General features: G+C 62.3%; 10 protein-coding genes (1 of these 10 cut by a window edge). All 10 read left to right on the top strand.

What is annotated here, in order from left to right; translation table 11 throughout:
* Window positions 1-74: 74 nt before the first annotated feature.
* A complete protein-coding gene (locus tag Pla111_RS06305) occupies window positions 75-1,019 on the top strand; it encodes a ribose-phosphate diphosphokinase (RefSeq protein WP_146572441.1) in 945 nt (314 codons plus the stop codon).
* A gap of 581 nt (window positions 1,020-1,600) precedes the next feature.
* A complete protein-coding gene (locus Pla111_RS06300) occupies window positions 1,601-2,218 on the top strand; it encodes a 50S ribosomal protein L25 (RefSeq protein WP_146572439.1) in 618 nt (205 codons plus the stop codon).
* An 84-nt stretch (window positions 2,219-2,302) separates the two neighbouring features.
* A complete protein-coding gene (gene pth / locus Pla111_RS06295; protein ID WP_146572437.1) occupies window positions 2,303-2,875 on the top strand; it encodes an aminoacyl-tRNA hydrolase in 573 nt (190 codons plus the stop codon).
* A gap of 281 nt (window positions 2,876-3,156) precedes the next feature.
* Complete coding sequence (gene rpsF / locus Pla111_RS06290) at window positions 3,157-3,546, top strand: 30S ribosomal protein S6 (protein WP_146572436.1); 390 nt, start codon at window positions 3,157-3,159, stop codon at window positions 3,544-3,546.
* Between the two features lie 72 nt (window positions 3,547-3,618).
* A complete protein-coding gene (gene ssb, locus Pla111_RS06285; RefSeq protein ID WP_146572434.1) occupies window positions 3,619-4,080 on the top strand; it encodes a single-stranded DNA-binding protein in 462 nt (153 codons plus the stop codon).
* Between the two features lie 152 nt (window positions 4,081-4,232).
* Window positions 4,233-4,769 (top strand): 50S ribosomal protein L9, encoded by a 537-nt coding sequence (rplI, locus tag Pla111_RS06280; RefSeq protein WP_146572432.1) that lies wholly within the window; start codon window positions 4,233-4,235, stop codon window positions 4,767-4,769.
* A gap of 213 nt (window positions 4,770-4,982) precedes the next feature.
* Window positions 4,983-6,443, top strand: coding sequence for a replicative DNA helicase (gene dnaB, locus Pla111_RS06275; protein ID WP_231930786.1), 1,461 nt, complete (start codon window positions 4,983-4,985; stop codon window positions 6,441-6,443).
* 458 nt (window positions 6,444-6,901) lie between these two features.
* Complete coding sequence (locus Pla111_RS06270; RefSeq protein ID WP_146572430.1) at window positions 6,902-9,940, top strand: BamA/OMP85 family outer membrane protein; 3,039 nt, start codon at window positions 6,902-6,904, stop codon at window positions 9,938-9,940.
* A gap of 698 nt (window positions 9,941-10,638) precedes the next feature.
* Window positions 10,639-11,340, top strand: a complete 702-nt coding sequence (locus Pla111_RS06265; protein WP_146572428.1) for a hypothetical protein — start codon at window positions 10,639-10,641, stop codon at window positions 11,338-11,340.
* Window positions 11,341-11,468: 128 nt separating this feature from the next.
* Window positions 11,469-11,703, top strand: the beginning of a protein-coding gene (locus Pla111_RS06260) for a hypothetical protein (protein ID WP_146572426.1). 605 nt of this gene lie beyond the right edge of the window; 235 of the gene's 840 nt are visible here — the first part of the coding sequence; it begins with the start codon at window positions 11,469-11,471; its stop codon lies off the right edge, out of view.

Raw genomic sequence — 11,703 nt, 5'->3', positions numbered from 1 at the left:
CGGCTCCCCGCCGACGTCCTCTCGCCGCTCCCGCCTCGTCGGCCCTCTACCGCTCCTGCGAAGCCCCCTCCGCTATGAACGACCTGAAGCTTTTCAGCGGCACCGCCAACCCGCGTCTGAGCCAGTCGATCGCCGACTACTTGGGGGTGCCGCTCGGGCGTGTGTCACTCGGGCGTTTCCCGGATGGCGAGATCTCGTGCAAGGTGGAGGAAGATGTCCGCGGCCGCGACGTGTTTCTCATCCAGCCGACGTGCCCGCCGGTGAACGAGAACCTGATGGAGCTGCTCGTGCTGATCGACAGCTGCCGTCGTGCGAGCGCCGAGAAGATAACGGCCGTGATCCCCTACTTCGGTTACGCCCGGCAGGACCGCAAGGACGAGGGCCGTGTCCCCATTACCGCAAAGCTGGTGGCGAACCTGATCACCCGCGCCGGTGCCCATCGGGTGCTGACGATGGACCTCCACGCCCCGCAGATTCAAGGTTTTTTCGACGTCCCGGTCGATCACCTCTACGCGGCACCGGTGCTCAACGAACACTTTCTCAAGACGATGACCAACCTCGAAGACGTGGTGATTGTCAGCCCCGACGAGGGGAGCATCAAACGCGCCCTGGGCCACGCCAAACGGCTTGGCGGCTCGGTCGCGATCATCGACAAACGGCGGATGAACGCCACGACAACCGTGCAGGCCAACATTCTGGGCGGGCCGGTTAAGGGACGCGTCGCCCTGATGTTCGATGACATGATCAGCACGGCCGGCTCGATCTCAGGGGCGGCACGGGTGCTGCACGATCACGGCGTGAAGGAGATTCACGTGGGCACGTCCCACGCCGTGCTCTGCGGACCCGCGCTGGAACGCCTGGGAGAGGCGAACCTGGCAAGCTTGGTCTGCACCAATTCGATCCCGCTCCGCGAAAATCAGCGGCCCGAGAACACCGAGGTGCTCGACGTGGCACCGCTGCTGGGCGAAGCGATCAAGCGGATCCATCGCAACGAGTCCGTCAGCAAGCTGTTCCGCTGACAGGCCAGACCCGCACCCCAACCCGAACGGACTGGGGCCCTACAAAACCACGCAACAAATCCCCCCCCATATGGGTGGCATGCCCGCGGTTGTCGGCGCCATGCTGGGCTGAGGGCAAACGGCTGAAAGCCAAAATAGGGCCGAACGCAAAACAGCCGGCTCAAGGCTTTCCACGGGATCCGGCCAACTAAGCCGAGTGTGAGGCCGCTCTTGTTCGCAGAGCGGCGCCCTACTTGCTGTGGCCTCGCCACCAGCCGCCGCTTAGGCAGTTTGCCGACCGATAAATCGGAAAACCCGTAAGAGTCTTCCACCACCGGGCGGGCGGGCGATTGTTCGCGGCGGTTGTTTCCCTCTTTTGGCCTTGAGATCGTCGGCAACTGCGTCATAATCCGCGGTTCGCTAGGCCCGAACTGCCCCGACATACGGGGGGCGGGGGCCGGCGTCACCGGGCAACAGGCGTTGCTTGGCGCCAGAATAAAAGTCGATTCCCCATGCCCGTGTCTTGCAACACGAGCCTCGACCCGTAAGCCCTTTCGCCCACAGCGAAATAGGCCCGGAATTCGAGCAGTTAAAGGCCCACGATGTCTGAGACTCTGACCGTTTCCGCCCGCGACAAGGTCGGCACCCGAAACAACCACAAACTCCGCGTTTCGGGCCACGTCCCGGCGGTACTCTACGGCCACAACGAGGCCTCAGTACACCTTTCGGTCCCCCTCAAGCAGCTTGAGAAGGCCCTGTCGCAAAAGGCCAAGGTGGTCAGCCTGGATGGCGCTGAAACGGGCCAAGCGGTCGTCCAGGCCCTGCAATGGGACACTTTCCATCGCGATCTGTTGCACCTCGACCTGCTGCGAGTTCGCGCGGGCGAGAAGGTCACCGTGACGATCCCGATTGAGATCAAGGGGGAAGCCCCCGGGTCGGCTGAAGGCGGGATGATCGAGAAGGTGATGATGCAGGTTGAGATCGAGGCCGCCCCGGCCAGCATCCCCGAGGTGCTGCATGTTGATATCAGCAAGCTCGCGCTAGGCGACGCGGTCCACGCGAGCGAGATCATCGATCTGCCCGCCGGTGCCACGCTGCTGACCGATCCCACCGCCGTGCTCGTCCACTGTGTTCCGCCCGCGGGGGCCCCGGCCCTGGGCGACTCGGTGGGTGACGCCGACGAACCCGAAGTTATCGATAAGGCCAGTGCCGGAGAGTAATACCGCGAGCCTTATCGACGGGCGTCTGGCTGCTGTGTCAGGCTCTCGGCCGAGATGCCACGATCGACCGCAGGAGACCTTTCTGTGAAGCTGGTTGTGGGGCTCGGTAATCCGGGCAAAGAGTACCAAGGAACGCGGCATAACGTTGGATTCGATGTGCTGCGGCTGCTAGCCGAGCGGTGGCAAGCCGAGACGCCAAAGCAGCGATTTGAGAGTTTTGTGGCCGAAACACGGCTCCGCGACGAGCGGGCTCTGCTCATTTGGCCGCAAACCTACATGAACAAAAGTGGGCGGGCTGTCAGAATGGCACTCGATTTTTACAAGGCACCGCTGGAGGACCTGCTCGTAATCTGCGATGATTTCCACCTGCCCACGGATCGCCTCCGCTTACGCGGTGGCGGCAGCTCGGGCGGACAGAATGGCCTGAAAGACGTCGCTGATCAACTCGGCGAAGACGGATACTCGAGGCTCAGGATTGGCGTCGGTCCCGTACCGGCAGGGGGCAAATCCGCCGTCGATTTCGTTCTTGGTCGGTTTAGCAAGAGCGAGCTCGAATCGGTCAGCGTCACACTGCAACTTGCGGCCGATGCGACCGAGGTCTGGGCCAACCAGGGACTTACCGAAGCGATGAATCGTTACAACGGAGCCGCCACCTAGCCCAAGTGGCTCTACTGATTTGCACCACTGATTTGCTGTGCTGTTTTGCTCTACTGTTTTGCTCCACTGAGCAGCCAGCCGGCAATAATGAGCAGCTAGCCGGCAGCCTGCCGCTCCCGGGCGACGGATCGACCACACCACACCAAACCATAAAAAGCTCGTCGCGAAAGCGACCGATGAACCTAGATACTCAAAGTGGCTAACGCCGCTTCTGCACCGATCCTGATCCCGCAAATACCACTCGCATCGACCCGGCCGAGGCCGGCAAGGGAGTCTTAGCTTTGACCGATAACGTCTACGAAGGCTTGTTCATCTTTGATTCGAACAAGTACGCGCGCGATCACGACGCGCTGCCCAAGGCCGTTGAAGAGGTGATCTCCAACGCCGGGGGCGAAGTGCTTGTCAGTCGGCTCTGGGAAGAGCGGCGCCTTGCCTACGCTATCAAGAATCAGCGTAAGGGGGCTTACTGGCTGATGTACTTCCGCCTGGGTAGCCAGCACCTTACCGGTCTGAACCGTTCGTGCGAGCTCAACGAGAGCGTCTTGCGTCACCTGGTTCTGAAGATTCACCCGCGGCTGGTCGAGCCGATCCTGGCGCACGCTTCGGGCGCTGGTGCGGTTGAAAACGAAGCGGAAACGGCTGATGAGCCCGTTGCCGCCGCCGCCGAATAACTTCGCTGACCACCGAACTCCTCGTCGAATCGCGGGACGCCCGCGTCGCGAGATGGCAACCAAGGATTCCCCATGGCGAGCTACAACCGAGTCGTCCTGGTCGGCAACCTGACCCGAGACCCCGAGCTGCGCTATATCCCTAGCGGTGCCGCGGTCTCGGAGATTGGGCTGGCGGTCAACGATCGCGTTAAGAAGGGCGATCAATGGGTCGATGAAACGACCTTTGTCGATGTGACCCTCTGGTCGCGGACGGCCGAAGTTGCCAACGAGTACCTAACCAAAGGCTCCTCGGTTCTGATCGAAGGCCGCCTGAAGCTCGACACTTGGGAGAAAGACGGCCAAAAGCGTTCCAAGCTGCGTGTGGTCGCTGACAAGATGCAGATGCTCAGCGGTCGCAGTGGCGGGGGCGGTCCCAGCGGCGGGGGCGGTGGCAGCCACCGCAGCCGATCGTCGGACGACGCCTATGGAGCTCCGTCAGACAGCTACTCGCAGAGCGGTCCGGTGGCCCCCCCCGACGATGACATTCCGTTCTGAGCCCTTTTGGCGGCGTTCCCTCCGGTAGCGTTTGTCTCCGGCACGCCGCGATTGCGTCTAATATCCTCTGCTGCTTACGAGCCTCTTCAGCAAGCTATCCGTCAGCAAGCACAACTCACTCCCGCTAAAAGCACTCCGCGAAAGCGATCGCCATGGCTACCACCAAGCAAAAGAAACTCAAGCGTCGCCCGACCCGCGCCAAGCGACTCCCGCAGGGCCCGACCGGCGGCGTTGAGCTGCTGCTCATTCAATCCGTTGAGCATGTCGGCAAGCAGGGCGAGATCGTTGAGGTCAAGCACGGGTATGCCCTCAATTATCTGATCCCTGAGGGGCTCGCGACCATCGCCAGCGACCATCACAAGCGGATGGTCGATAAGCACCGGGCGAAGCTGCTCGAAATCGAACGCGCCCGTCAGGCAGAGCTGCGGACGCTGGCTAACGAGATCGCGCGGCAGAGCGTGACGATCGAGGCCAAGGCGACCGAGGAAGGCCACCTGTATGGCAGCGTCGGTGCCGTCGAGATCGTCAACGCCCTTAAGAAGAACAACGTGACGCTCGCTCCCGAGCAGATCAAGCTTGAGGGTCAGCTCAAGGAGCTCGGTCTGTACACCGTCAAGGTTCGCTTCTCGAGCGAGGTCGAGGGCGAGCTCAAGGTATGGGTCGTTCCCGCCGTTGGAGACGACCGCTAAACCGCACGGCTCAATTCACTGAGATCAACGCTCAAGGCAGCGGACGCACTCGTGGCGCCGCTGCCTTTGGCTTGTCCGGCGACCATGCTTCCCCAAGTCCGGGCAGCATCGCGTCGGACCGCTCACTGCGACCTTGCTTCAACTGATTCCCTGCGCCCCCCACCCGCTCCCCGCCGGCGGCTACGCGCCGGCGAGTGGCCGAAGGAACGTGCCATGATGCCCCCCTCGGACGGTCTCCAGCGGTCGGACAAAGCACATCGCCCGCGTCCCTCGGCCTCGGCAGAAGAACTGTTAGTCAAGCGGCTCCCGCAAAGCCCCGAGGCTGAACAGGCGGTGCTCTGTAGCTTGATGCTGCTTCCCGAAGTCTGCGACGACGTTGCGCTGCAAGTTCGGCCGGACGATTTTCTGGACGACGCCAACCGACGCATCTATACGCACCTTCTTAACATGCACGAGCAGGGGAACGCCATCGATACGATGCTGCTGATCCAGCGGCTGCGAGACTCGGGTGAGTACGAGGCGGTCGGCGGGGCTCCTTACTTGGCTCAGATCGCTTCGGCGGTGGCGACAGCCGCCCACGCTGAGTACTACGCCAAGATCGTTCGCGAGAAGTCAACGCTGCGGGCTTTGATCGGAGCCAGCACCGACATCCTGCAAGAAGCCTATGACCCGACGGTCGAACCGCGCGAGGCGCTCAGCCGCGCGGAAGAGCGGGTCTTCGGCATCCTCGAGAATAAGGGCGAGGGCCAGCTCACCAACATCCGCGAGGTTCTGCACGACTCGCTCGCGCGGATCGACGCCCGGATGCAAGATGACCACGCCTTCGGCGGGCTCGAAACCGGACTGCACGACTACGACGACATGACCGGCGGGCTGCACGGCTCTGAGCTTGTCATTCTCGCGGCACGCCCGAGTATGGGAAAAACTGCGCTCGCGCTGAACATTATCGAGCACGTTGCGATCAATTTGCAGCAGCCGACGCTGTTCGTCAGCCTAGAAATGTCATCGACCGAACTGGGCGACCGCATGCTCTGTTCGCGCGCCGAGGTGAACAGCCATCGGCTCAGGAACGGACAGCTCTCCAAGGAGGAAAAACGCAAGCTGATCGAGACGGCGGCCGTAATGAGCACCGCACCGCTGTTCATCGACGATACGCCCAGTCGCACCATGACAGAAATCGCGGCCTCGGCCCGGCGTTTGAAGCGACGCGACGGGCTAGCGCTCGTCGCGATCGATTACCTGCAGCTCATCGATCCGGATAATCCACGTGATCCCCGCCAAGAGCAGGTCGCCAAGATCGCGCGGCGGTTGAAGGGGCTCGCGCGTGAATTGGAGGTGCCGGTGCTTTGCCTGGCGCAGCTCAACCGACAGACCGAGGCGTCGCGCGACAATCGTCCGCAGCTCAGCAATCTGCGCGAGTCGGGTGCGATCGAGCAGGATGCCGACGTGGTGATGTTCATCCACCGCGAGGAGTACTATCGCTCGACCGAAGAAGAGCGGGCCCAGGTGCGCGGCGAGGCCGACCTGCTTGTCCGCAAGCAACGCAACGGCCCGGTGGGCGATGTCAAATTAACGTGGTTGCACGAGTTCACTCGCTTTACGAATCGGGCGCCTGAGCAGTACGACGAGTTTGCTAGCTACGCTGGCTCGACGCCCGATGCGGGCGGCTTCTAACGCATGCCGCACGGCCGTGTCGCGTCAGCGGCGATCAAGCAGCGATCGATGCGGTGAAGCAGAACCCTCCGGCTCTTTGACGCGTGCTCTCTAGCGTCCCCGTCGGGGGACGATCGTCTTTGCCGGTTAGGGCAAGATCCCCCCTTTACAAGATCCCCCCTTTATCAGGCGGCCGTAGAATCTCTCTGCTTCCGAGCAGAATCCGTCGGGAGCCGAAAGTAACCCGCTCTTCGCACAAAAAACTGGTGCAAAACGGTTGCTCAGGCCCGGCAGAGACCGCTTGCCAACCGCCAATTGGGCCGTTGGTGCCAGCACGTCGCACGGATTCATCTTGTGGGGGGTGGTCGCTTTTCCTACTTCTACGCGGCCAATTTTTCAGCTGACAGCGCATCGAGCGGACGCCTGGGTGCATCTGTCCGCCGAAACGCTCCTCGCCGAGACTGAACCGAGAGCCGCCGATGCTGCCTTCGCGACCCTGCCGATACCCTTTCGCCTTTCTGTTCAGCCTGCTGCTGATGATGGGGGCGCTTGCGCAGCCGTCGATAATGTTAGGCCAAACGTCAGGGGATTTTGGCGGCTCGCCCGCAGCGCGACCTCCGCAACCGATCGCCAAACCAACACGCAATGTTGGCGGGCTGAGCGAGTTTGCAACCAATGAGAACGTGGTCGCGATCCGCGTGCAGGGCAACCGGACGGTGCCCGAGTCACGTATCACGGGCGAGATGCAGACACGTGTGGGCCGACCGTTCGACCCCAAGACGCTGGCCTCCGACGTCCGAAAGCTCGCGGCACTACCCTACTTTGTGTCGGTGCGTCCGCTCACGGAGCAGACCGCCGAGGGCCGCATCGTGATCCTCGAGGTTTCAGAGCGTCGCACCATTCGCTGGGTCAAGTACCTGGGTAACGAACGGATCAAAGACAAGAAGCTCGCCAAAGAAACCGGTCTCAAAGTGGGCGGTGCCATCGATCCGTACGCGGTCGAAGAAGGGCGTCGCCGCATTGAAGAGTTGTATCGCTCGAACGGCTTTGGGCGTGTCGTGGTCCAGGCGCTCGAGGGCACCCAACCGACCGACAAGGGGGTCACTTACGTGATCCACGAAGGAGAGCGGCAGCGGATCTGGAGTGTCGCGTTCGAGGGCAACGAGTGGGCGAGCGACGGGCAGCTTAAGAGCCGCGTGAAGAGCAAACCGAACCCCGGCCGGATCTGGCCCGCCAAGCTTAAAGGGGATCAGATCGATGAAGACGTCGCTTCGCTGACTTCCTACTACCGAGCGTTCGGATTCTTCCGGGCACGGGTCAGCCGGGTGGTCGAATACAACGACGAAGGCTCGTGGGCAGACATTAAATTTGTCATCTACGAAGGCCCCCGATATGAGGTGCGTCAGGTGGTGCTCAGCGGTGTCGAACTCTTTGACAATCCGCAGGTGGTGGAGGGCATGGAGATGCGATCGGGAGCCCCGTTCGAGCAATCGCTGGTGAATCGCGATCAGTCGCAGCTGAAAGACCTCTACGGCAGCCGCGGCCACGTGTTTGCCGATATCAAAGCCGAGACGGTCTTCCTCGAAGAGCCGGGGAAAGTCGACCTGGTGTATTCGGTGGAGGAAGGAGACCGTTTCCGTGTCGCGAATATCTATGTGCAGATCGAGGGCGAAGCTTCACACACGCGGATCCAGACGGCGCACAACCGGCTGTCGATCCGTCCGGGCGACATCTGCGACACCCGCGAGATCCAGGCGAGCGAGCGCCGGCTTCGTGCGGCTTCGATCTTCAACACCAACCCCACCCAGGGCGCGGTGCCGAAGATTTCGTACAAGCTGCGTTCCAACACGCGCGTCGCGGAAGAGGGAACCCAACAGCGCACTACCTATAAGCCGGTGATTCCGGACGGGCAATTGACGCCGGCAACGCCGCCGCCTGTGTATCAGGTGCAGCCGACCGGGCCGCAGCGTCAGGTGGTCTTCGCGCCGCCAACGCCCAGCTATGCTCCCCCTGAAAGCTATGCCCCCCCCGGGAGCTACGCACAGCCCAGCAGCTATGCTCAGCCCAGCAGCGACCCCTACCGTTATGGTGCGACGCCGCCGGCCTCGGTCAATCAAGCCAACTACACCACGAGCGGGGGCACCGCTCCGAACGCGACCGTACCGGCCTGGCCGCCTGTGCCATCGGCGGTGCCCGCCGTCCAGCCGGTGCAGTATCAGCAGCCAATCACTCCCCAGCAGGGCTATGCCCCCACGCCGGGCTACCCTTCGACCACCACATATCCGCCGGGGCCGACTTTCAGCGGTCCTTCGGCAGGCGCGCTGCCTCCGCCCAACTTTGGTTCGGGCGTCGTCCCCGAGCCCCTGCCCCCTTCGCCGGTCAACACACAGGTCTTCCCCAGCCAGCAGTTCGCACCGATCTCACCCAATCTTCAGCCTGATCCGGAAGTTGATCTCTATGTGAATCTGGAAGAAACCCAGACGGGACGCTTTGTCGTCGGGGCGTCGGTCAACTCCGATGCTGGCTTGCTTGGTCAGATCATGCTGGACGAGCAGAACTTCGACTGGCGCCGTTTTCCCACGAGCATGCAGGACTTCTACAACGGCACCGCCTTCCGCGGCGGCGGCCAGCGTTTTCGCTTGGAAGCCACTCCGGGTACCCAGGTACAGCGTTATATCGGTAGCTGGCAGGAGCCGTACCTCTTCGACACGCCGATCATGCTTAGCCTCTCCGGCTCGTACTTCGATCGTCGCTTCGACGACTGGGACGAACAGCGCGTTGGTGGCCGAGTTGGCCTGGGCTACCAGTGGGTCGATCGCGACGTTTCGGGCCAGCTCACTTATCGGGGCGAGAACGTCAAAATCCTTGACGTTTCCGACCCCACCCTGCCCGAGTACCAAGAAATGCTCGGCAGCAACACGCTGCACGGGTTAGGCGTACGGCTGATTAACGACACCCGCGACAACCCGTTCCTCGCCACCGAGGGCTACTATCTGAGCCTGTTGCTCGAACAAGTGGTCGGGACGTTTGACTACCCGCGGGCTGAAATCGAAGCCAAAACTTACTTTCTGCTCCGCGAGCGGGCCGACCGCACGGGCCGACACGTGCTCGCCTTGCAAACCCGACTCGGCTTTACCGGGTCGAATACGCCTTCGTACGACCGGTTCTATGCCGGCGGCTTCTCGACGATGCGTGGTTTCGACTTCCGCGGAGCTTCACCGGTCCGGGGCTCGGCGAACGCCGAGATCGGTGGCGACTTTCAATGGATCAACACCGCCGAGTATCTGTTCCCGCTTACCGCGGATGACATGATCAACGGCGTGGCTTTCTGTGATTTCGGCACGGTCGAAGAGAACATCGAGATCAATGACTTCCGCGTCTCGCCCGGCGTGGGTCTGCGGATCACGGTACCTGCCATGGGCCCGGCTCCGATCGCGCTGGACTTCGCATGGCCGATCGCGAATGCCGACACCGACGACAAGCAGGTCTTCACCTTCAACGTCGGCTTCATGCGTTGATCACGGCCGCTACCAGCGAAATCCGCTGAGCAGCCCCCGCACGATGCTGCTGCCTCGGTCCGAGGGAGAAACCTGTGCGGCGTGGAGACTGAAGCAGGTAAAGAAAGCGCTGGGACCAGATAACGCCAAAGAGATGAGCAACGAGAAAAACTTCGGGCTAGAACCACGCGCCGTGTTCAGCCTACGTCGCTCCGGGTTGACGCTCTGACACACCTTTTGAGCTCAGCTCAGCGTGCCCCTTGCGCACTGCTTCTCTTCGCAGTGCTGAAAACTCAGTACTGCCGATGCGTGGTCCACCGCGTTGGTGCCGAGTGGTAGCCGGTGCTCCAGCGTGCTTTCTGCTGGAAAGAACTGGCACCAAAGTACCCCCACTGAAACGGCACGGGGGGCGGCGTAAAAGGAGCATGAAAACTAGGCGCTGACGAAGAGCCCCCGCTCAGGCAACCGGGGCCCCAGGCCGAGTTTCCGCCGGCAGCAGCGACGCCAGCTAGCGTAGCAAGAACCGTAGCCGCTAAGGCACGGAACAACGAGCGGCGGCGTTGGTGAGCAAACATCGTGGCCTGCTGAACGGCGTGAAAAATGGTAAGCCTTATCGGTTGCATCGACTGACGGGGCGGTCGAGCTTGCGAGCGATTCACGCGCTTTGGTGCCAGCACCGCCAGCTTTGCCCCCCGCGAAGAACAGGAGCAGCGCTAGCAATGAATTATTTGGCCCACGCCCTGCCGCTGGTGAAGCGATCGATGGCACATCAGCCCCCCGCTGCCGATCTGTGCTACGCGATCGCCGGCGTTGCGATCCCCGACTGGCTGGGTGTCGCAGCCCGCCGTGTGAAGTGCCGCTCGAAGCACGCCAGACCGCTAAAAAATCACGCCGATCCACGCCTCGCGGCGCTTGCTTGCGGCGTGATCCAGCATCACACCGACGACGGCTGGTTCCATGAATCGCGGGCTTTCTCTGATCTTTCGCTGGCGTTCGCCAAACAACTGCGGGGGTGGCTTGGTGAGCAGACCGCGATGCGGCCCTGGTTTGTCGGCCATATCTTGGTGGAGATGCTGCTGGACGCCGCGATCGACGATCGATACCCCGGCCACCTCGATCGCTACTACGAACTCCTCACGCAGGTTGATCCGCAGCTGGTGGGCAACGCCGTTCAGCAGATGACCGGACAAGAAGTTCCCCGCCTGCCGGAGATGATCGAGCGCTTCATCGGCGTGCGATTTCTTGAGGACTATCGCGCGAACGTCTCGCTGCTGATGCGGCTCAATCAGGTGATGGGGCGTGTCGGCCTCGAGCCGCTACCGGCTGAGCTTGCTGAGCGGCTGCCCAGCCTACGCGGCAGCGTCAGCCAGCGGCTTACTGAACTGCTATCGCCACCAGCAGTGAAGTCGCGTGTCGCTTGAGGATTCGCTGCTTTCCTGCCTGATTCACTAAACCGACGGGCAGGGCCGCTCGTACGAACGGCCAGGGGGGCAAGAGTTCTCTATCGCGCGGCGGCCCCCGCCGCGCGCGTCGCCAGCAGGAGGCACCGATGGTCCAGGATAAAGCGGTAATCGTAAGAATGATCGGACTGCTCTTGGCGGCCGGATTCACCTTAACGGCAAGGGCCGAGATGCCGTTCCTGCCGGCTCCGCCCGAACTGGCGCTGCATCGGGAACGCATCGATTTAGAGTTCGATCTGCCCGCAACGCTCCCCTGTCGCGAGCTAGCGACCGACCCGGCAACCGGTAAACGCCTTCTGGAGGTCATCGCTCCGGTGTCGCTCG

Origin of the sequence: Botrimarina hoheduenensis (assembly GCF_007859815.1) — a bacterium.
Classification (GTDB): Bacteria; Planctomycetota; Planctomycetia; order Pirellulales; family Lacipirellulaceae; genus Botrimarina; species Botrimarina hoheduenensis.
The sequence above is the reverse complement of the archived record's forward strand: the minus strand, read 5'-3'. Positions and strand labels throughout refer to the sequence as shown.

Bases quoted from the DNA above. Each gene is read 5' to 3' on its own strand.
- Pla111_RS06270 (WP_146572430.1), top strand. From the start codon at position 6,902: ATGCTGCCTTCGCGACCCTGCCGATACCCTTTCGCCTTTCTGTTCAGC.
- rplI (WP_146572432.1), top strand. From the start codon at position 4,233: ATGGCTACCACCAAGCAAAAGAAACTCAAGCGTCGCCCGACCCGCGCC.
- Pla111_RS06305 (WP_146572441.1), top strand. From the start codon at position 75: ATGAACGACCTGAAGCTTTTCAGCGGCACCGCCAACCCGCGTCTGAGC.
- Pla111_RS06265 (WP_146572428.1), top strand. From the start codon at position 10,639: ATGAATTATTTGGCCCACGCCCTGCCGCTGGTGAAGCGATCGATGGCA.
- dnaB (WP_231930786.1), top strand. From the start codon at position 4,983: ATGATGCCCCCCTCGGACGGTCTCCAGCGGTCGGACAAAGCACATCGC.
- Pla111_RS06300 (WP_146572439.1), top strand. From the start codon at position 1,601: ATGTCTGAGACTCTGACCGTTTCCGCCCGCGACAAGGTCGGCACCCGA.
- ssb (WP_146572434.1), top strand. From the start codon at position 3,619: ATGGCGAGCTACAACCGAGTCGTCCTGGTCGGCAACCTGACCCGAGAC.